This window comes from Microbacterium sp. MTN4-26 (assembly GCF_042846595.1).
Lineage (GTDB): Bacteria > Actinomycetota > Actinomycetes > Actinomycetales > Microbacteriaceae > Microbacterium > Microbacterium luteum.
Map to the genome: position 1 here is coordinate 66633 of NZ_BTGO01000001.1, position 21658 is coordinate 88290.

Here is a 21658-nt window from a genome sequence, read left to right on the forward strand (position 1 = left end):
CGATCACCGTTCGTTCTGACGGGGGATCAGCACCTGCCGGTAGAGGATGAGGATGCTGGCCGCGACCGGGATCGCCACGAGCGCACCGAGCAGTCCGAGGAGGGAACCGCCGGCGAGGGCGGCGATGACGATCACGGCGCCGGGGACGGAGACCGCGCGACCCATGATGCGGGGGGCGATCACGTACGCCTCCAACTGCATGTACACGAGGTAGTAGACCGCCGCGATGATCGCCGTCGACGTGCCGCCCAGTCCCGGAATGAGGCACAGCAGCACGATGATGGTCGATCCGGTGAGGGTGCCCACGAGCGGGATGATCGAGAAGAGGAACGCGACGACGGCGAGCACGGCCGGGAAGGGCGCGCCGATGATCGACAGGAAGATCGCGCTCAGCACGCCGTTGAGCACGCCGAGCGAGAGCTGTCCGATCACGTAGTAGCCCACCGAGTCGGTGATCTGCTCGGACAGATCGATGAAGCGGGCGCGCTTGGATGCCGGGACAAGCTGGTAGACCGCTCGCTTCAGGCTGGGAGTCGATGCGGTGAAGTAGATCGTGAGGATGAGCACGATGAACGCGCCGGTGAGTCCGGCCAGGACGGCTCCGCTGAAGGCGAGGACGCCTTGACCGATCGATCCGCCGATCTCGGTGACGTTCGTCGTCAGCCAGTCCTCGACGTAGCTGAATACGTCGTCGACCCTCAGCGTGGGGAAGGTCGTCTGCAGCCAGGAACGCAGATCCTCGATGAAGGTGCCGCGCTCGACGAGTCGCACGATGGCGGTGACGAGCTGCGAGATCTGCGACACGATCAGCGGGACGATCATGAGGACGATACCCGCGAAGAGCGCGAGGACTCCCAGGATCGTCACCACCACCGCCGCCCAGCGGGGCAGCCGCCGCCGCTCCAGGAAGGAGATCACCGGGTCCAGACCCAGCGAGAGGAACAGCGCGGTGCCGACGTAGAGGAGGATGGTCGAGAGAGTCTGAATGCTGGCGATGAGCACCAGACCGAGCCCGACGCCCAGCGTGGCGAGGAACGCCACCCGGAACGGGTTATGGATCTTCACGCGGTCTCCTGCCTCGGCCGTGCTCCTGTGGTGTCAGGATACGCATGCGCGCCGAGGAGTCTGCGCATCGACGCCTCCCGGTGGCCTTTCAGGTCGTCTCCGCTAGTCTGAAACGTCGATTGACGTCTGCGTTGGGACCCGAAGCGGACGTGGAGAGGTGTTTCCTTGCGATTCGTGTGGGCCGTGCTGGCGTTCGTCCTCGCCGCGGTGATGATCGGCGCGGGTATCGCGCAGCGCACCGTCTTCCAGGGTCCCGACGCGCAGACCGCGCAGTTCGACGTCGAGGGAGATGTGCCGTACGTGCTCATCGACGGCGGCGCGATGACGGCTGTGTCCGGTCCGCAGACGCTTCGGGTGCAGGGGGAGGGCGAGCTCTTCGCGGCCTACGGCCGCACGGCCGATCTCGAGGCGTGGCTCTCCGACGCCGAGTACGCCCACGTGACCGCCGACGACACCGGCACGATCACGACGTCCACCATCGCCCCCGCCGTCCCGGAGCCGGCAGAGACGGAGGTCGCCGATGAGGGTGAGGGTGCCGACGATGCCGCTTCCGCGGACGACGCCGCCGCCGAAGAGGCAGCGCCCGGGCGCAATCCGGTCGGATCCGACCTCTGGCTCGACGAGTATCAGCAGGCCGACCTCCTCGTGGCGCCGCTGCAGCTTCCCGCGGACATGAGCGTGCTCGTGGCCGCCGACGGAACGGAGCCCGCGCCCACGGATCTCAGCGTGTCGTGGCCGATCGAGAACGGCACGCCGTGGGCCGGCCCTCTCATCGTGGGTGGTGCGATCCTCATGGTCATCGGACTGATCCTGTACGTGCTCGGAATCCGTCACGTGCGCCGGTCGCGCGGACCGCGCCGGAAGGGTCTGCCCCTTCCCGCGACGGAGCCGATCGACGTCGCGGTCGACGACCCCGACAAGGGCGTGATCAGCAGCACCCCGTCCCGGCGCGCCGTGGGGCGTGGTCGGCGCAGCATGATCGCGGTCCCGGTCGTCGCCGCTTCGGCGCTGGTCCTCGCAGGCTGCACGGCCGACGCGTGGCCCGACCTGGCCGGAACACCCACCCCTTCGCCCACCGCTTCGGTCATCGTCCCGGAGGGCCAGCAGTCTCCTGCGGTCACGCGGCCCCAGGCGGAGCGCATCATCGAGCGCGTGGCGGCGACCGTCGCCGAGGCGGACGAGGCCCGAGACGCCGATCTGGCGGCCACGCGGCTCGAGGGTGCACCCCTCGCCGAGCGAGAGACCCTGTACACCCTGCAAGAGGCGATCGAGGACCGTGAGGGGCTGCCGGCCTTCGCCACCACGCCCCTCGAGGTCGTGCTGCCCCAGGCGACCGAAGGCTGGCCCCGCACCTTCCTCGCGGTTGTGAACGATCCCGAGGGCACGGCCGCGACGACGATGTTCCTGAGCCAGCAGGACGCATGGTCGGACTACAAGCTGACCTCGTACTCGTATCTCGAAGCAGACACGACCCTTCCCGACCTGGCGCCCGTGTACGTCGGTGCGACGCAGGTTCAGCCCGATTCGCCGTTCCTCATCATGGAGCCGCAGGAATTGTCGACCGCCTACGCGGATGTGATCAACAACGGCGAAGACAGCGAGTACGCCTCCCTGTTCGAGCTCGATGAGGACCAGTTCCGCATCGGTGTCGCTGCCGACCGGCAGAAGCGGCTCGACGAGTTCAACGAGACGGCCGAATCGACAGGGGAGCTGACCTTCTCGACCGAGCCCGGCGAGGAGGACCCCACAGCGCTGGCCACCCTCGAGAGCGGAGCCATCGTGGCGGTCACCATCCAGGAGATCGACACGGTCCAGCCCACCGACGACGATGCGGTGATCAAGCTCGACAACAATCCCACCGTGCAGACGCTGACCGGTGTGGACGAATCCTCCGAAGGATTCAGTACCGTGTATGTCGACCAGCTGTTCTTCTACGTGCCCGGCCAGGGCTCGAGCGAGAAGATCCGGCTTCTCGGATACGTTTCCAACATTCTCGACGCGAAGGTGATTGAGTGACCGATGCCGCCACGGCGGCCGCGATGCGCGGTGCCGTCGACCTGTCTTCCCTCCGTAACCGCCCGGACCCCGCCGCGCCCCGTGCGGCCGGCGGTTCGGTTTCGTCGGCGCTCGTGCGCGACGTCACGGACGCCACGTTCGGTGAGGTGCTCGAGCTCTCGCGCACCGTCCCGGTGGTGGTGGATCTGTGGGCCGAGTGGTGCGGGCCGTGCAAGCAGCTGAGCCCCATTCTCGAGAAGGTCGTCACCGAGCTCGGCGGGCGAATCGTCCTCGCCAAGGTCGACGTCGATGCGAACCCGCAGCTCGCACAGGGATTCCGTGCGCAGTCGATTCCGATGGTCGTCGCCCTCCTGGCCGGACAGCCCGTGCCGCTGTTCCAGGGAGCCGTGCCCGAACAGCAGGTGCGCGAGGTGTTCGCGCAGCTCCTGCATGCTGCGGCGCAGAACGGTGTGACGGGCACGATCACGCCGGAGGATGCGCCGGACGACGACGTCGCCGAAAGCGAGCCCGCACTGCCGCCGGCCCACGCGGAGGCATACGCCGCGATCGAGGCCGGCGACTACGAGCGCGCCGCGCGAGCGTATGAGGCGGCGATCACCGAGAACCCCGGCGACGCCGACGCGAAAGCCGGTCTGGCGCAGGTGCAGCTGCTGCTGCGGGTGCAGGGCGCAGACCTGCAGCAGGCGCGCGCGGCTGCCGCCGATGCGCCCACCGACGTGGACGCGCAGCTGCTCGTGGCCGACCTCGATGTCGCCGGCGGTCATGTCGACGACGCGTTCGCCCGGCTTCTCGAGCTGTTCTCCCAGCTCGCCGGAGACGACCGTGCACCCGTGCGTGCGCGCCTGGTCGAGCTGTTCCAGGTCGTCGGCGACGCCGACCCCCGGGTGATCCGCGCACGTGCGCGGCTTGCCTCCTTGCTGTTCTGACTCCGACGACGCGACCTGATCGCCCCCGGCCATTCGTGCCGGGGGCGATCTCGTGTCAGCGGTGCGTCGGCGACGGGATACTCGCCCGCCGATCGTGGCTCAGCCAGAGCACTCCGAGAGGAGGCAGCACCATCGTGGCGCGGCCGTTCTCGTCGGCGTGGACCACACCGAGATTGCCGACGCCTGATCCGCCGTACTCCTCGGCGTCGGAATTGAGGATCTCCCGCCACACCCCGGCCTCCGGGAGGTCGATCTCGTACGGTCTCACCGGCACCCCGGAGAAGTTGCAGATCACCGCGACGGTGTTTCCATGCCAGTCCCGGCGGGAGAAGGCGATCACGCTGGAATTCCACGCCGGACCGCCGAGGCGAGAGAAGGCCGCTCCGTCGGCATCCCGCGACCACAGCGCGGAGTGATCCCGGTAGACGTGGTTCAGCGTGGAGACGAACCGCGCCAGCTGCTCGTGACTGGGCTGCTCGAGCATCCACCAGTCGAGGCTGCGCCCCTCGGACCACTCGGACATCTGACCGAACTCCTGGCCCATGAACAGGAGCTGCTTGCCCGGATGCCCCCACATGTAGGCGAGGTAGCCGCGCATGTTGGCGAGCTTCTGCCAGTGATCGCCGGGCATGCGCCCGAACAGGCTGCCCTTGCCGTGGACGACCTCGTCGTGGCTGATCGGCAGCACGAAGTTCTCGCTGAAGGCGTACACGAACGAGAAGGACATCTCTCCCTCGTGATGACCCCGGTACATCGGGTCGCGCGCGACGTACTGCAGCGAGTCGTTCATCCAGCCCATGTTCCACTTGAAGCCGAAGCCGAGTCCGGCGTGGTCGGTGGGGGCCGTGACGCCGGGGAAGCTGGTCGATTCCTCGGCGATCATCGAGATGCCCGGGTATCGCTTGTACGCGGTCGCGTTGACCTCTTGCAGGAAACGGATCGCCTCCAGGTTCTCGCGACCGCCGTGCACGTTGGGTTCCCACTCCCCGGCTTCGCGGGAGTAGTCCAGGTAGAGCATCGACGCGACGGCGTCGACACGCAGACCATCGACATGGAACTCCTCAAGCCAGTACAGGGCGTTGGCCACGAGGAAGTTGCGCACCTCGTTGCGGCCGTAGTCGAAGATGAGGGTGCCCCAGTCCTTGTGCTCACCTCGCCGGGGATCGGGATGCTCGTACAGCGCCTCGCCGTCGAATCGCGCCAGCGCCCAGGCGTCCTTCGGGAAGTGACCGGGGACCCAGTCCATGATCACGCCGATGCCGGCCTGGTGCAGCCGGTCGATGAGGTAGCGGAGGTCGTCCGGATGCCCGAAGCGTCGCGTCGGGGAGTAGTAGCCGGTGACCTGATACCCCCAGGACCCGCCGAAGGGATGCTCGGCGAGGGGGAGGAACTCGACGTGCGTGAATCCGTGCGCGGTCACGTACTCGACGAGCGGGTCGGCCGCCTCGCGGTAGGACAGCCCCGGGCGCCAGGATCCGAGGTGCAGCTCGTAGATCGACATCGGCCGCGACAACGCCGGCGTCTGGGCGCGCTCGGTCATCCAGGCATCGTCCTGCCACGAGTAGGACGTGTCGACGACCACCGATGCAGTCGCTGGAGGCAGTTCCGCCCAGCGCGCCATCGGGTCGGCCTTCTCGACCCAGTGACCGCTCTTGGTGCGCAACTCGAACTTGTACGCCGAGCCGGGCTCGACGCCCGGGACGAACAGCTCCCACACGCCGCTGGAACCCATCGATCGCATCGCGTGCGCGGCGCCGTCCCACCCGTTGAAGTCGCCGATCACGCGCGCGGCCTGGGCGTTCGGCGCCCAGACGGTGAACGCGGTGCCCGTGCTGCCGCCGGACTCGCGCGTGTGCGCGCCGAGCGCGAGCCACAGCTGCTCGTGGCGGCCCTCGCCGATCAGGTGCAGGTCGAGCTCGCCGACCGTCGGCGGGTGTCGATACGGATCGTCGACGATCCAGTCGGGCCCGTCATCGTAGGATGCGACGATCTCGTACGCTGCCGCATCGCCCCCGCGCGATCCCTCCCAGACTCCACCGCGCACGTGTTCGAGCGGAACGCGCGTGCCGTCGTCGAAGACGGCGGTCACACTCGATGCGAGGGGGCGCCGCGCCCGCACGGTCCACACCGAGGCTCCCTCGTCGTCGCGGGTGGCGTGAAGGCCGAGGACCGAGTGAGGGTCGTGGTGGGAGCCGGACGCGATCGCGTCGAGCAGGGATTCATCGGGGTAGGTCATCGCGCCTCCTTCACGTGGAGGATGTGCACCGGTTGGGTGAACGCGTCCAGTCGCACGTAGTTGTGGTCGGTCCATGTCCAGCGAGCCCCGGTCACGAGGTCTTCGACCTCGTAGGCGTCGCCCGGGGCGATGCCCCAGATCCGGGTGTCCAGGTGCACGGTGGTCTCCCGCACCGAGTGCGGATCGACGTTGACGACGACGATGATCGTGTCGGCGACGCCTTCGGGGCTGAGGGCGGCGTCCAGATGCTTGGAGTAGACCAGCACCGAATCGTCGTCGCTCCAGTGGGCGGAGAAGTTGCGAAGCTGACGAAGGGCGGGATGGCCTCGACGGATCTCATTGAGGCGGGTGAGGAACGGCGCGAGCGAGTCGCCGGTCTCGACGGCACCCTGCCAGTCGCGGATCTTGTACTCGTACTTCTCGTTGTCGATGTTCTCTTCCGAGCCGGGCCGCGCCACATTCTCGAAGTGCTCGTATCCGGCGTAGACACCGTAGACGGGGGCGGCGGTCGCTGCGATCGCCGCCCGGATCACATAGGCCGGTCGGCCGCCGAACTGCAGGAACTCGGTCAGGATGTCGGGCGTGTTCACGAAGAGGTTCGGCCGCAGGAAATCGGCCGTCTCGTGGGCCAGACCGCCGAGGAACTCCTCCAACTCCGCCTTCTCGTTGCGCCAGGTGAAGTAGGTGTAGCTCTGCTGGAATCCCGCCTTGGCGAGTCCCTGCAGCGGCGCGGGCCGCGTGAAGGCTTCGGCGAGGAAGACCACGTCGGGCTCCTCCGCGTTCACCGTGGCGATGAGCCACTCCCAGAACTGCAGCGGCTTGGTGTGCGGGTTGTCGACGCGGAAGATCCGCACCCCCTGCTGGATCCAGTGCCGGACCACCCGCAGAACTTCGGCGCGGATGCCCGCCGGATCGTTGTCGAAGTTGATCGGGTAGATGTCCTGGTACTTCTTCGGCGGGTTCTCGGCGTAGGCGATGGAACCGTCCGGGAGGGTCGTGAACCACTCCGGGTGCTCGGTGACCCACGGGTGGTCGGGGGAGGCCTGCAGGGCGAGGTCGAGCGCCACCTCGACGCCGTGGGTGCGGGCCTCCTGCACGAACGCACGGAAGTCTCCAAGGGTTCCCAAATCGGGGTGGACGGCATCGTGTCCGCCGTCGGCGGACCCGATGGCCCACGGCGAGCCCGGGTCGGCGGGCCCGGCATCCAGGGAGTTGTTCGGGCCTTTGCGGTTCGTGCGGCCGATCGGATGGATCGGCGGCAGGTAAAGGACGTCGAAACCCATCGCCGCGACGGCGGGAAGCCGCTCGGTCGCGGTCGCGAACGTGCCGCTGCGGATCGATCCATCCTCGAGGACGGTCGCGCCTTCGGACCGGGGGAAGAACTCGTACCACGCACCCACGCCCGCCCGCTCGCGCTCCACCAGCAGCTCCTGCTCGTCGCCGCGCGTCATCAGGGCCGTCAGGGGTCGCCGCCAGAACATCGCCGCGATCTCGTCGTCGAGCACGATGCCGCGTGCCGCGACATCGTCGACCTGGTCGTCGCGCAGAAAGGCCGCGGCGGCGGTGAGCGCCCGCTTCTCGGCTGCCGGCCGGGATCGCTCCTCGGCGCCGCGCGTGAACAGCCGCGCACCGATCTCCCGCATGAGCGCCGTGTCCACACCCGCGGCGATCTTCACGTCGGCGGCATGGCGCCACGTCGCGAACTCGTCGGAGAACGCCTCGAAGCGGAAGCGCCACACGCCCTGCTCGAGAACCGATACGAGTGCGCTCCACCGGTCCATCCCGCCATCGAGCGGGTTCAACCGATGGAGGGACTGGTCTCCGCCCGGCGACGTGAGGCGCACCTGAACGCCGATCCGGTCGTGCCCGTCGCGGAACGCCGTGATCTCGAACGGCACCACCTCGCCGACGAACGCCTTGGGGCGGAAGTCGCCGTCCGGCACGGTGGGAGAGGATCCCGTGGTGGGGATGCGCCCGATCGCGGTATCCCGCGCGGGTTGCGCATCCGACGCAGGCCGGACGGGGATCGAGGCGGCGCTCCGCCAGGACTGGGGCTGTGCTGTGCGCGACGTGACCACGGTCCGAACCTATCGCGACAGCGTCGAGGGATACAGGGTCAGGGGTGGGGGTTGACACTCTCCACGCGGAACAGTTCCATAGCGGTCCCCGGCAGGTCGATGCGGTCGCCGGGCGCGTGGGCGGAGGCCTCCTGCGCGGGTCGTTCGTCGAGGCTGGACCACAGGCGGACGAAGCGGTGCGCGTCGTCGATCTCGGGGAGGGTCACCGTGACCGGACGCTCGGACCCGTGCACGACGAGCAGGATGCGATTGCGGGCCTCGTGCTCGGGCGTCGATGCCGCGACATACTGGAGGGTGCGCTTGGAGGAGTCGTTCCATCGCTCATCCGACATCGTCTCGCCGTGCTCGTCGTACCACTCCATCACCGACGCGGACGGAACGTGCTCCCCGCGCTTGGCGTAGCGCACAGGCCGCAGGGCCGGATTCTGCTGACGCAGTGCGATGAGGCGCGCGACGTGAGCCTGGAGGTCCTCCTGCCAGCCCGCGTGCTCCCACGACAGCCACGTGAGCGGGGAATCGTGGCAGTAGGCGTTGTTGTTCCCGCGCTGGCTGCGTCCGAACTCGTCGCCCGCCGTCAGCATCGGCACGCCTGCCGAAAGCAGAAGTGTTCCGAGCAGGTTCCGCATCGCCTTGCGTCGTGTCGCGAGGATTCCCGCGTCGTCTGTGTGCCCCTCGGCACCGTGGTTGAACGAGCGATTGGTGTCGGCGCCGTCGCGATTCTGCTCGCCGTTGCCGAGATTGTGCTTGACGTCGTAAGAGACGAGGTCGTGAAGGGTGAATCCGTCGTGGGCGGTGACGAAGTTCACGCTCGCCAGCGGCCCGCGCTCGGCGGAGAACGTGTGGGAGGAACCCGCGAGTCGCGTGGCGAAGCCGCCGACTCCGACGGGCGTGACATCGGCCCGGCGCGCGTAATCGATGTCGCTCAGCCAGAAGTTGCGCACGCGATCGCGGTAGCGGTCGTTCCATTCGTGCCAGCCGTCGCCGAAGTTGCCGGTCTGCCAGCCCCCCATTCCGACATCCCACGGTTCGGCGATCTTCTTCACGCCCGCCAAAGCCGGATCGGCGATGATCGCCTGCAGCAGGGGATGGTCCGGGGTGAAGGCGTGGGCGGCGTCGCGGCCCAGGGTGGCGGCGAGATCGAAGCGGAAGCCGTCGATCTGCACGTCCTGCGCCCAGTATCGGAGCGAGTCCAGCACGAGACGGGCGGCGGCATCCGTTGCGGTGTTCAGCGAGTTCCCGCACCCGGTGACGTCGATGTAGGTGCCGTCGTCCTGCTGCCGGTAGTAGTGGCGGTTGTCCAGACCGCGCAGGCTCGTGCGGGGTCCGCCGAGACCTTCTTCGCTGGTGTGGTTGTAGACGACGTCGAGGATGACCTCGATGCCCGCCTCGTGCAGGAGCTTCACCATTCCCTTCACCTCGCGCAGGACCGCGTCGGGGCCTCGGCGACGGTTCTCCTCGGTCGCGTACGCGGCGTGGGGAGTGAAGAAGTTCAGCGAGTTGTAGCCCCAGTAGTTGGCCAGCCCGTGCTGCAGGAGCCGAGGTTCCGTGGCGAATGCATGAATGGGCAGCAGCTGCAGCGCGGTCACCCCGAGCCGCTGGAAGTGCTCGATCATCGCCGGATGCGCGAGGCCTGCATACGTGCCGTGCAGCGCGGGCGGCACTCCCGGGTGGCGCTTGGAGAGTCCCTTCACGTGACCCTCGTAGATCACGGTGCGATCCATGGGGGTGAGCGGCTTCGTGACGCCTCCCCAGTCGAAGCTCCGATCCACCACGACCGACCGCCAGTCCTCGTAGCCGTCACCGGTGGCCAGGCCCCGGGAGTACGGTTCGATGAGCAGCGTGCCACGGTTGAAGGTGGCCCCCGGCGTGCGTGGGCCGTCCGCGCGCACGGCATATCGCGCACCCGGCCGCAGCAGATCGCTGCTCACGCTCCACACGCCGTCGCCGACCGGTTCCAGCGGGATGTCCGCGATGCTCCAGTCGAGATCGGCGTCATCGAAGACCACGAGGTCGATCCCACCCGCGTCCTCGGACCACACGCGGAGGGTGCCGCCGCCGTCGTGCAGGGTGACTCCCAGATCGTCGAAAGCGTGCGAGGAAAGAGCCGACGCGGGCGCGGTGGAGGGCGCGGGGGACATGCGATCTAGAGTAGTGACGCCGCGAGGCAGCAGCACTCGGACGCGAGACCGTCGAAGGAGGGGGATGGTCGTCTACCTCGATCACGCCGCCGGCACATCGCTGCGCCCCGAGGCGCGCGACGCCTGGGTGCACGTGCAGACGCGCGTCGGCAATGCGTCTGCGATCCACGCCGCCGGCCAGGGCGCGCGCCGCCTCCTGGAGGAAGCGCGCGAACGGCTCGCAGCGGTGCTCGGATGCGGATCGATCGAGGTGGTGTTCACGTCGGGAGGCACCGAAGCGGTGAACCTGGCGATCAAGGGCCTGTGGGACGCGCGCGGGGGTGATGGGGATGCGATCGTCCTCCCCGACGGCGAGCATCACGCGACCCTCGACACGGTGGGATGGCTGGCAGCCCGCCGCGGAGCCCGTGTCCGCTCGGTGGAGCTCGACCGGCTCGGGCGCATCCCGCCTGCGTCCTTCGGGGCGGCCCTCCCGGGTGCGGCCTTGGCCACGGCCCTCGTCGCGAACAACGAGGTCGGCACCGTCAACGATGCGCCGGCTCTCGCGGCGGAGGCAGTCGCCGCGGGGACGCCTCTCCACCTCGACGCCGTCTCGGCCTTCGGGCACGTGCCCGTCGACTTCGCTCGGTGGCGGGGCGATGTCCGCGATGGAACGGGGCTGGTGGCACTCAGCGTGTCGGCGCACAAGATCGGAGGGCCCGTGGGGGTGGGCGCGCTCGTGGTGTCGCGCCACGCCGAGCCGACGCCGCTGCTGCACGGAGGCGGACAGCAGCGCTCCCTGCGGGCGGGCACGCAGGATGTCGCCGGAGCGACCGCCTTCGCCGTGGCCGCCGAACTCGCCGTCGCCGAACGGGAGGAGGAGGCCAGGCGCCTCTCCGCGCTGCGCGAGCGCGCGCTGACGGCCATCCGCCGCGACATCCCGGATGTCGTTCCCCTCGGAGATCCGATCGACAGGATCCCGGGCAATCTGCACCTGCATCTGCCGGGAGCGGGGGGCGAGTCCCTGCTGTTCCTGCTCGATCAACGCGGGATCGCCGTCTCCACCGGCTCGGCGTGCCAGGCGGGCGTGCCCGAACCGTCCCACGTCGTGCAGGCGCTGGGGTTCGACGAGCGGGCGGCGCGACAGGTGCTTCGCATCACTCTCGGTCGCACGAGCACCGTCGACGACGTCGACGCGCTGTCCGCGGCGCTTCCGGAAGCGGTGTCGCGGGCTCGCGCCGCCCGCTGAGAAGGCCGCGCGAGGACCGGAGGTCAGGCGGTCAGTCCGCCGTCCCTAGACTGGTTCGCATGAGGATCCTTGCGGCGATGAGTGGCGGTGTCGACTCGGCGGTGGCGACCGCCCGGGCGGTCGAGGCCGGTCACGACGTCGTCGGCGTGCATCTGGCGCTGTCGCGCGCAGGCGGCACGCTCCGAGCCGGCAGTCGCGGCTGCTGCACGATCGAGGATGCGATGGACGCCCGTCGCGCCGCGGATTCACTCGGCATCCCGTTCTACGTGTGGGACTTCTCCGAGCGCTTCCGCGATGACGTCATCGATGACTTCGTCGCCGAGTACCGCGCCGGTCGAACGCCCAACCCCTGCATGCGCTGCAACGAGAAGATCAAGTTCGCCGCTCTCCTCGAGCGCGCTCTCGAGCTCGGCTTCGACGCGGTGTGCACCGGGCACTACGCCACGCTCGTCGAGGGTGAGGGCGGACTCGAGCTGCACCGCGCATCCGACGCCGCGAAGGACCAGTCGTATGTGCTCGGTGTGCTCACCGCCGACCAGCTGGCGCACACGTACTTCCCCCTGGGCGACACGCCCTCGAAGGAGCTCGTCCGGGCCGAAGCCGAAGAGCGGGGGCTGACCGTGGCCCGCAAGCCCGACAGCCATGACATCTGCTTCATCCCCGACGGTGACACCCGAGGGTGGCTGGCCGACAGGGTCGGGGCGGAGAAGGGCGACATCGTCGATCGCGCCGGCGCGGTCGTGGGATCGCACGAAGGGGCGCACGCGTTCACCGTGGGGCAGCGTCGGGGTCTTCAACTCGGCGTGCCCGCAGCCGACGGCAAGCCCCGTTTCGTGCTCGAGGTCAGGCCGGTGTCGAACACGGTCGTGGTCGGTCCGAAGGAGGCGCTCGCGTGCGCGCGCATCGCGGGCGTGCGCCGCTCGTGGGCGGGCGCGGCCCCGACGGAGTCGGACTTCTCCTGTCACGTGCAGATCCGCGCTCACGCGGAGCCGGTGCCGGCGCGGGCGTGGATCGAGGACGACGTGATCACCGTCGAGCCGCAGAAGCCGTTCGACGGCGTCGCCCCGGGACAGACGGCCGTGCTCTACGACGGCACGCGCGTACTCGGCCAGTTCACGATCGACCGGACGGAATCAGCCGTTCCCGTCGACGCATGAGGGTGGCCGCGATCCCGCTCCGGCCCCGTCCGACCGTCGTGTCGGCGGGCGTCCATAGACTGACGGGGTGGCTGAAGGTGAACGAGCTGAGCTGACTCTCGACCAGGCGCGCGACGAGGTGAGAAACCTCACCGACCGCATCGGCGCCGCGCGCGACGCCTATTACGGCGACGATGCGGAGATCGTCGACGACGCCACCTACGACGGCTGGATGCAGCGCCTGGACGAGCTCGAGCGGCTCCACCCGGAACTGCAGGGCCAGGATTCCCCGACGCTCACCGTTGGCGCGGCCTCCGGCACGCTGTTCGCGCCGGTCACGCACGCCGAGCGCATGCTGAGCCTGGACAACGTCTTCAGCGAGGACGAATTCCGGGTGTGGGCGGCACGCGTGGAGCGCGATGCCGGCCGCGTGGTGCCGTTCCTGTGCGAACTCAAGATCGACGGCCTCGCGCTGTCGCTTCGCTACGAGCACGGCAGGCTGACCAGTGCCGCCACGCGTGGAGACGGTCGCGTCGGCGAAGACGTGACGGAGAACGTGCGCGGCATCGCGGGCATCCCGTCTGCGCTGCACGGAGACGGGCATCCGCCCCTGGTCGAGGTGCGCGGCGAGGTCTTCTTCACAGTCGCCGACTTCGACTCGCTGAACGCTTTCCAGCAGGAGCAGGGCGACCGCCTGTTCGCCAACCCGCGGAACGCCGCGTCGGGATCGCTGCGCCAGAAGCGCGAGGGCAAGAACGAGCGTCAGCTGCAGGCGATGCATGAGCGGCTGTCGCGGCTGCGGCTCACGGTGCACGGGATCGGGGCCTGGCCGAATCCGCCGGTCGCGTCCCAGAGCGAGGTGTACGGCCTGCTGGCGTCGTGGGGTCTTCCGGTCAGCCCGTACTTCCGCGTGGTCCCCGGCGCGGCCGAGGCCGCCGCATTCATCCGTCATTACGGCGAGCACCGCCACGACGTGGAGCACGAGATCGACGGCATCGTCGTCAAGGTGGACGACCTGGCGATGCACGAGGAGCTCGGGGCGACCAGCCGCGCCCCGCGCTGGGCCATCGCCTACAAGTATCCGCCGGAACAGGTGAACACCAAGCTGCTCGACATCGTGGTCTCGGTCGGACGCACGGGGCGCGCCACGCCCTTCGCCGTCCTCGAGCCCGCGAAGGTCGCCGGCTCGGTCGTGCGTCAGGCGACCCTCCACAATCAGGATGTCGTGAAGGCCAAGGGGGTTCTCATCGGCGACACCGTCGTGCTCCGCAAGGCCGGCGACGTCATTCCCGAGGTGCTGGGGCCGGTCGTCGAGCTGCGGGACGGCGGTGAACGCGCGTTCGTGATGCCCGCGAGGTGCCCGGAGTGCGATTCACCGCTCGCCCCCGCGAAGGAGGGCGACATCGACCTGCGCTGCCCGAACACCAGGTCGTGCCCGGCTCAGGTGCGCGGTCGCGTCGAGCACATCGGGTCGCGCGGTGCGCTCGACATCGAAGGACTGGGCGAGGTGTCCGCCGCCGCCCTCACGCAGCCGGTGCGCCCCGAGGAACCCCCGCTGAGCACCGAGGCGGGCCTGTTCGACCTCACTCCGCGCGACCTGTTCGGAATCGATGTGGTCGTGCGCGACGCCGAGACCGGTCTCCCTCGACTGCTCGAAGACGGCACCCCCGATACACGGTCGCCGTTCCGGCGGCGTCGCAAACGCACAGATCCCGCGTTCGACGACGGCGGCGATTTCGACGGCGACGAAGAGCACATCCTCTCCGCCGCGGCGACATCACTGCTCGCGAATCTCGACGGCGCGAGGTCGAAGGAGCTGTGGCGCTTCCTCGTTGCGCTCAACATCCGGCATGTGGGTCCGGTCGCCGCCCGCGCCCTCGCGCAGTGGTTCGGATCGGTCGATGCGATCCGGGCAGCGACCCGCGACGAGCTCGCGGCGGTCGACGGCGTCGGCGGCATCATCGCGGATTCCCTGCAGGCATGGTTCGATGTCGACTGGCATCGCGACATCGTCGAGCGATGGGCCGCGGCCGGCGCGCGATTGGCGACTCCCGGTCACCCCGGACCGGGGGCGGCGGCCGTCGCGGGGGGCGTGCTCGAAGGCGTCACCGTGGTGGCGACGGGGACGCTGGAGGGCTATACGCGCGAGGGAGCGCAGGAGGCGATCGTCAACGCGGGTGGCAAGGCGGCTTCGAGCGTGTCCAAGAAGACCGACTTCGTCGCGGCCGGTCCCGGCGCGGGGTCCAAGCTCGCCAAGGCAGAGCAGCTCGGGGTGCGGGTGATCGACGCCGCTCAGTTCCACCTGCTCGTCACCGAAGGTCCCTCCGCGCTGGAGGAACCGGCCTGACTCCGGACGTCCGTCCGGCGACGGCCGCCCGGCTCAGACGTCGTCCGCAAGGAGTCGATCGCGCACCTGCCGCCGCAGCACCTTGCCGATCAATGATGTCGGCAGCTCGTCGACCACGACGACCCGCTTGGGCACCTTGTAGGGCGTGAGCTCCTCGCGGGCGAAGGCCCGGATCGCCTCCGGGTCGATCCGGGCTCCGGCGGCGGCGACGACGGCCGCGACGACCTGTTCACCGGCACGATCATCGGGCAGACCGACGACGGCGGCATCGGCGATGCTCGGATGCCGCCGCAGCGCGTTCTCGACCTCGGTCGGAGCGACGTTGAAGCCGCCCGTGATCACGAGCTCCTTGATGCGGTCGACGATCCGGACGAACCCGGCATCGTCGATCGTGACGATATCCCCGGTGCGGAACCAGTCGCCCGCGAAGACGGCGGCGGTCTCCTCCGGCTTGCGGAAGTACCCGTCGAAGACCTGCGGTCCGCGCACGATCAGCTCACCCGCCTCTCCCGGGGGCATGTCGCGGCCGGGATCCTCGGGATCCACGACGCGGCACTCCGTGCCGGGGAGGGGGAGTCCGACGGTTCCAGGGACGCGGTGGGGGGCGACCGGGTTGGCCATCAGGACGGGGGAGCACTCCGACAGGCCGTACCCCTCGACCAGATAGCCGCCGGTGGCCGCCTCGAAGGGCACGACCAGATCGTGTGAGAGCGCCATGGCGCCGGAGATCGCGATGCCGGTTCCCGCCAGCGACACTCCCCGCTCCTCGGCCGAGGCGAGCAGGCGTCGTGCGATCGGCGGCACGAGAGGGAGGAACGTCGCGGGCCGCTTCTTCGTGACCGACAGCACCATGTCGGGATCGAAGCGAGGGAAGAGCACCAGGCGGGCCGCCATCGACATGGCGAATGTCAAGCAGAGCGTGAGGCCGTAGGCATGGAACATCGGAAGCACCGCGTAGACGACGCAGCCTTCGCCGCGCGTGATCGTGGGAACCCATGCTCGGGCCTGCGCCGCGTTTGCGAGAAGGTTCCGGTGCGTGAGGCGGGCGCCCTTCGGTGACCCGGTCGTGCCGCTGGTGTATTGGATGAGCGCGAGGTCGTCCGTCTCCGGTCGCGGATGCGAGGCATCCAAGGCGGTGGCGCTGACGACGTCGTCCCAGGCGATGGTCCCGGAGGTGGGTGCCGTCAGCGCCTCACGCCCCTCGCGCGCCTTTCGGATGGGCAGGTGCAGCGCCAGTCGGGTGTGCCAGGGCATCGCGGTGGTGAGATCCACCGAGACGAGGGAGTCCACGCGTACCTCGTCGGAGAACGCCTGCACCGTCGCCGCGACCTTGGACCACACGATGGCGTGCTTCGCGCCGTGATCGGCGAACTGGCGTTCCAGCTCGACCGGCGTGTAGAGCGGATTGTGCTCCACGACGACCGCACCCAGGCGCAGGATCGCGTAGAAGGCCACGACGTGCTGCGGGCAGTTGGGAAGGACGATCGCGACCGGTTCGCCCGCGGTCACCCCGACCTCCCTCAGCCCGGCGGCGGCTCGAGAGATCTGCACCTCCAGATCCTGATAGCTCGTCGTGCGCCCGAAGAACTCCAGCGCGGGAGCATCGGGGTGGGTGCGCGCCGAAGCGGCGACGATGTCCACGAGCGAGCCCGAGACCTCCGCCAGGTCCTCCGGAACTCCTTCGGCGTAGCTGTGGATCCACGGACGCGGCGGGTCGTAGGTCGCTGACACGGGCATCAGCCTAGACGGGTCGCGTGCCCCGGGACGGACGGAGACACCCGCCTACAATGGTCTGGTGTCTGAAATCACCCCCGATCTCGTGCGCCATCTCGGTGTGCTCGCCAGGATCCAGCTCGACGACGAGGAGGTCGACCGCCTCACCGGGCAGCTCGATGCGATCGTCGACAACATCGCGAAGGTGTCGCAGGTGGCGACACCGGATGTGGTCGCCACGAGCCATCCCATCCCGCTGCTGAACGTCTTCCGTGCCGACGAGGTGGGGCACACGCTCACCGTCGACGAGGCGCTCCAGAACGCTCCGGATGCCGCCGACGGCCGTTTCCGCGTGACCGCGATCCTCGGCGAAGAGCAGTAGAGGACGGATTCGTGACCGACATCACCAACCTCTCCGCCGCCGCGCTCGCCGACCGCCTCGCTGCCGGCGAGATCTCCAGCGTCGAGGCGACACAGGCCCACCTCGATCGCATCGCCGCCGTCGACGGCGACATCCATGCCTTCCTGCACGTCAGCGACCATGCACTCGACGTCGCCGCGGACATCGACCGTCGTCGCGCGTCCGGCGAGGTCCTCAATGCTCTCGCCGGCGTGCCGGTGGCGATCAAAGACGTGCTCGTGACCACGGACATGCCCTCCACGAGCGGATCGAAGATCCTCGAGGGGTACATGTCGCCGTACGACGCGACCGTCGTCGCGCGTTCGCGTACGGCGGGCCTGGTTCCGCTCGGCAAGACGAACATGGACGAGTTCGCGATGGGCTCGTCCACCGAGCACTCCGCCTACGGGCCGACCCGCAACCCGTGGGACCTGGAACGCATCCCCGGCGGGTCGGGCGGCGGCTCCGCCGCCGCGGTCGCCGCCTACGAAGCGCCCCTCGCGCTCGGCTCCGACACCGGGGGCTCGATCCGGCAGCCGGCGCATGTCACGGGAACGGTCGGGGTGAAGCCGACCTACGGTGCCGTGAGCCGATACGGCGCGATCGCCCTGGCATCGAGCCTGGATCAGGTCGGCCCTGTCACCCGAACGGTGCTCGACGCCGGACTCCTGCACGATGTCATCGGCGGTCATGACGCGAACGACTCCACGTCGCTCACGGATTCCTGGCCGTCCTTCGCCGAAGCCGCCCGAGAGGGCGCGCGCGGCGATGTGCTCCGGGGTCTGCGGGTGGGCGTGATCCGCGAGCTCGGGGAGGATGGATTCCAGCCCGGCGTGACCGCGGCATTCCGCGCGTCGCTGTCGGCGATGGAGGCCGCGGGTGCCGATATCGTCGAGATCAGCGCTCCTCACTTCGAATACGGCGTGGCCGCCTACTATCTCGTGCTGCCCGCCGAGGCATCGAGCAATCTCGCGAAGTTCGACTCCGTGCGCTTCGGCATGCGCGTGAGCCCTCGCGCGGGCGCGACGGTCGAAGACGTCATGGCCGCCACGCGCGACGCGGGGTTCGGCGACGAGGTCAAGCGGCGGATCATCCTGGGCACCTACGCCCTCTCTGCCGGATACTACGACGCCTACTACGGCTCGGCGCAGAAGGTGCGCACGCTCATCCAGTCCGACTTCGACGCCGCCTTCGAGAGAGTCGACGTCATCGCCACCCCGACCGCGCCCACCACGGCGTTCCGCCTCGGCGAGAAGCTCGACGACCCGATGCAGATGTACCTGAACGACGTCACGACGATCCCGGCGAACCTCGCCGGCGTGCCGGGGATCTCGATTCCGGCCGGCCTCGCGGCGGAGGACGGCCTGCCCGTCGGCATCCAGTTCCTCGCGCCCGCTCGCGAGGACGCCCGTCTGTACCGTGTCGGGGCCGCACTCGAGGCTCGTCTTGTCGATTCATGGGGAGGTCCGCTTCTGGACCGCGCACCTGTCCGAGGAGGGGCACGCTGATGGCCGGCAGCAAGCTGATGGACTTCGACGAGGCGCTCGAGCGCTTCGAGCCCGTGCTCGGGTTCGAGGTGCACGTCGAGTTGAACACCCGCACCAAGATGTTCTCCGGTGCGCCCAATCCCGCCCACCCCGACAACCACGACGCCGCGCCGAACACCCTGGTGGCTCCCGTGGACATGGGGCTTCCCGGTTCACTGCCGGTGGTGAACGAGCAGGCGATCCGCTCATCGATCAGTCTGGGCTTGGCGCTCGGGTGCTCCATCGCCCCGTCGAGCCGATTCGCACGCAAGAACTACTTCTATCCCGACCTGGGGAAGAACTACCAGATCTCGCAGTACGACGAACCCATCGCCTTCGAGGGGAGAGTCGAGGTGGAGCTCGAGGACGGAACGATCGTCGAGGTCCCCATCGAGCGTGCGCACATGGAGGAGGACGCCGGAAAGCTCACCCACATGGGCGGTGCCACGGGCCGCATCCAGGGGGCGGAATACTCGCTGGTCGACTACAACCGCGCCGGCGTTCCGCTGGTCGAGATCGTCACCAAGCCGATCTTCGGTGCGGAGCACCGCGCGCCCGATCTCGCGAAGGCCTACGTCGCCACGATCCGCGACATCGTGCGATCGCTGGGCATCTCGGAAGCGCGGATGGAGCGCGGCAACCTGCGCTGCGACGCGAACGTCTCCCTGCGGCCGCGGGCCGCAGCGGGACAGCCGGTGGCGCCGCTGGGCACCAGAACCGAGACGAAGAACGTCAACTCGATGCGCTCGGTCGAGCGCGCCGTGCGCTACGAGATCCAGCGACAGGCCGCGATCCTGGCCGATGGCGGCGCGATCGTGCAGGAGACCCGCCACTGGCACGAGGACACCGGCACCACGTCACCTGGGCGCCCGAAGTCCGACGCGGACGACTATCGTTACTTCCCCGAGCCGGATCTGCTGCCCGTCGCGCCGGCGCCCGACCTGGTCGAGAAGATTCGCGCGGCCCTTCCGGAAGCGCCGGCGGCGCATCGTCGTCGCCTGAAGGCCGCGTGGGGGTTCACCGACCTGGAATTCCAGGACGTCCGCAACGGCGGACTGCTCTCGGAGGTCGAGGCGACCGTCGCCGCCGGGTGTGCGCCCGCTGCCGCCCGCAAGTGGTGGACGGGTGAGATCAGCCGCATCGCGAACGCGCAGGGTGCCGACCCGGGAGCGCTCGTCACGCCGGCCGATGTCGCGGCCCTGCAGGCGCTGGTCGTGGCCGGCACCCTCACCGACAAGCTCGCACGGCAGGTGCTCGAGGCGATGATCGCCGGCGAGGGCACACCGCAGGAGATCGTCGACGCACGTGGTCTTGCCGTCGTCTCCGACGACGGCGCGCTCGTGGCGGCGATCGACGAAGCCCTGGCCGCACAGCCCGACGTGCTCGAGAAGATCCGGGACGGCAAGGTACAGGCCGCCGGAGCGATCATCGGTGCCGTCATGAAAGCGATGAGGGGGCAGGCCGACGCCGCACGGGTGCGGGAGCTCATCCTGGAGCGCGCCGCGCAGTGATCAGCCGGTCAGCCGACCGGCGTCGGCTGCGGGCGGCGTGTCGGTGGCCGGGAGCACGATAGAAGCATGGGACGCGGGGACGGTTCGGGGCGCATCGTGTCCGCCGCGGGCGCGGATGACACGGGGGCGGGAATCCTCCACGTCGACATGGACGCGTTCTATGCGGCGGTGGAGGTGCTCGACGACCCTTCCCTGGCCGGGAAGCCGATCATCGTCGGTGCGCCGAAGGGGCGCGGGGTCGTCTCGAGCGCGTCGTACGAGGCCCGGCGCTTCGGCGTGCGCTCGGCGATGCCCGTGGGGCAGGCGCTGCGCCTCTGCCCGACGGCGACCGTCGTCCCGCCGCACTTCGAGCGCTACATCGCCCTGTCGCGGCAGGTGATGGACATCTTCCGGGATGTCACGCCCCTTGTCGAGCCGCTGTCCATCGACGAGGCCTTCCTCGACGTGCGCGGGGCGCGACGACTCTGGGGGAGACCTGGGGAGATCGCACGGATGCTGCGGCGGAAGGTCCGCGATGAAACCGGCCTCACGTGCAGCATCGGCGCAGCGGCCACGAAGCACGTCGCGAAGATGGCGTCGACGATCAGCAAGCCCGACGGGCTGCTCATCGTGGCCGAGGCAGACACGCAGCGTTTCCTCGCTGCCCGCTCGGTACGCGCGCTGTGGGGCGTGGGGCCCAAAGCGGCGGAAGCGCTCGAATCGCGCGGACTGCGCACCGTCGCCGACGTTCTCGACGCACCCACATCGGTGCTCGAGCACGCTCTCGGCTCCGCGATGGCCCACCGCGTGTGGCACCTCTCCCGAGGGATCGACCCCCGCGAGGTCACGACGGAGCGGGTGGAGAAGAGCGTCGGGCACGAGGAGACCTTCGGCGAAGACATCGACGACCCGCGCGTGCTCCGCTCCGAGTTCCGGCGCCTCGCCGATCGTGTGGCGGCTCGGCTCCGATCGCACGGGTGGGAGGCCGGCGTCGTCGCGGTGAAGGTGCGTCTGTCCGACTTCACCACCCTGTCGAGATCGCAGACTCTCGCTGAGCCGACGTCCGTCGGTCAGCGGATCGGGGAGACCGCGATCGAGCTGTTCGAGACGGTGGCGCGGGATCTGCCGGTGCGCCTGATCGGGGTCCGCGGAGAAAAGCTCCGTTCGTCCGGCAGCGGAGCGCTGGCGCTCTGGGACGACGATGAGGACTGGCGGCGCGTCGAAGACGCGCTCGACGGCGCGACGGCGAAGTTCGGGAAGGGCGCTGTGACACGGGCCACCCTTCTCGGGCCCGCGAGAGCCGGTGGTGCCGCGCCGTCGCATCCGCGGGCCGACCACCCGCCCGCACACTGATCGGGA

14 protein-coding genes are annotated in these 21658 nt (G+C 69.3%); 9 read left to right on the forward strand and 5 right to left on the reverse strand.

The annotated features are described in order from the left end of the window. Nucleotides 1-3: 3 nt before the first annotated feature. Nucleotides 4-1065 carry an AI-2E family transporter gene (locus ACGG9C_RS00375; protein ID WP_071043246.1) on the reverse strand — a complete coding sequence of 354 codons (1062 nt, stop codon included), beginning with the start codon at nt 1063-1065 and terminating at the stop codon, nt 4-6. Nucleotides 1066-1239: 174 nt separating this feature from the next. Here ACGG9C_RS00375 and ACGG9C_RS00380 point away from each other — a divergent pair, with 174 nt between their 5' ends. Together ACGG9C_RS00380 and ACGG9C_RS00385 are read left to right on the forward strand one after the other, a co-directional pair. Continuing rightward, the gene (locus ACGG9C_RS00380; protein ID WP_390178135.1) at nt 1240-3081 is read left to right on the forward strand and encodes a glycosyl transferase; all 1842 of its coding nucleotides are present in this window, start codon (nt 1240-1242) and stop codon (nt 3079-3081) included. Nucleotides 3082-3104: 23 nt separating this feature from the next. Continuing rightward, nucleotides 3105-4007 (forward strand): tetratricopeptide repeat protein, encoded by a 903-nt coding sequence (locus ACGG9C_RS00385; protein WP_390178136.1) that lies wholly within the window; start codon nt 3105-3107, stop codon nt 4005-4007. A 55-nt stretch (nt 4008-4062) separates the two neighbouring features. Here ACGG9C_RS00385 and glgB read toward each other — a convergent pair whose 3' ends face one another. From glgB to glgX, 3 genes are read right to left on the reverse strand one after another with little or no spacing between them, the layout of a single operon-like run. After that, the gene (gene glgB, locus ACGG9C_RS00390; RefSeq protein WP_390178073.1) at nt 4063-6243 is read right to left on the reverse strand and encodes a 1,4-alpha-glucan branching protein GlgB; all 2181 of its coding nucleotides are present in this window, start codon (nt 6241-6243) and stop codon (nt 4063-4065) included. Beyond that, a complete protein-coding gene (locus tag ACGG9C_RS00395) occupies nt 6240-8321 on the reverse strand; it encodes an alpha-1,4-glucan--maltose-1-phosphate maltosyltransferase (protein ID WP_390178074.1) in 2082 nt (693 codons plus the stop codon). Before ACGG9C_RS00395 ends, glgB begins: the two co-directional genes overlap by 4 nt. 38 nt (nt 8322-8359) lie before the next feature. Further along, nucleotides 8360-10459, reverse strand: a complete 2100-nt coding sequence (gene glgX / locus ACGG9C_RS00400; RefSeq protein WP_071043254.1) for a glycogen debranching protein GlgX — start codon at nt 10457-10459, stop codon at nt 8360-8362. Between the two features lie 64 nt (nt 10460-10523). Between glgX and ACGG9C_RS00405 the strand changes: the two genes are divergently transcribed. From ACGG9C_RS00405 to ligA, 3 genes are all read left to right on the forward strand, one after another. Further along, entirely contained in the window at nt 10524-11687 is a 1164-nt protein-coding gene (locus tag ACGG9C_RS00405; protein ID WP_071043256.1) for a cysteine desulfurase family protein, read from the forward strand. A 59-nt stretch (nt 11688-11746) separates the two neighbouring features. Next, the gene (gene mnmA / locus ACGG9C_RS00410) at nt 11747-12844 is read left to right on the forward strand and encodes a tRNA 2-thiouridine(34) synthase MnmA (protein ID WP_390178075.1); all 1098 of its coding nucleotides are present in this window, start codon (nt 11747-11749) and stop codon (nt 12842-12844) included. A 67-nt stretch (nt 12845-12911) separates the two neighbouring features. Beyond that, a complete protein-coding gene (gene ligA / locus ACGG9C_RS00415; RefSeq protein WP_071043259.1) occupies nt 12912-15170 on the forward strand; it encodes an NAD-dependent DNA ligase LigA in 2259 nt (752 codons plus the stop codon). Nucleotides 15171-15203: 33 nt separating this feature from the next. Here the strand turns inward: ligA and ACGG9C_RS00420 are convergent, their stop codons facing one another. Then, the gene (locus tag ACGG9C_RS00420) at nt 15204-16901 is read right to left on the reverse strand and encodes a long-chain-fatty-acid--CoA ligase (RefSeq protein WP_286720701.1); all 1698 of its coding nucleotides are present in this window, start codon (nt 16899-16901) and stop codon (nt 15204-15206) included. A 64-nt stretch (nt 16902-16965) separates the two neighbouring features. Between ACGG9C_RS00420 and gatC the strand changes: the two genes are divergently transcribed. From gatC to dinB, 4 genes are all read left to right on the forward strand, one after another. Beyond that, entirely contained in the window at nt 16966-17265 is a 300-nt protein-coding gene (gene gatC / locus ACGG9C_RS00425) for an Asp-tRNA(Asn)/Glu-tRNA(Gln) amidotransferase subunit GatC (RefSeq protein WP_071043262.1), read from the forward strand. An 11-nt stretch (nt 17266-17276) separates the two neighbouring features. Next, nucleotides 17277-18791, forward strand: coding sequence for an Asp-tRNA(Asn)/Glu-tRNA(Gln) amidotransferase subunit GatA (gene gatA / locus ACGG9C_RS00430; protein WP_071043264.1), 1515 nt, complete (start codon nt 17277-17279; stop codon nt 18789-18791). Continuing rightward, entirely contained in the window at nt 18791-20320 is a 1530-nt protein-coding gene (gene gatB / locus ACGG9C_RS00435; protein ID WP_390178076.1) for an Asp-tRNA(Asn)/Glu-tRNA(Gln) amidotransferase subunit GatB, read from the forward strand. Before gatA ends, gatB begins: the two co-directional genes overlap by 1 nt. Before the next feature lie 66 nt (nt 20321-20386). Next, nucleotides 20387-21652 (forward strand): DNA polymerase IV, encoded by a 1266-nt coding sequence (dinB, locus tag ACGG9C_RS00440; protein ID WP_194385147.1) that lies wholly within the window; start codon nt 20387-20389, stop codon nt 21650-21652. Nucleotides 21653-21658: the final 6 nt, after the last annotated feature.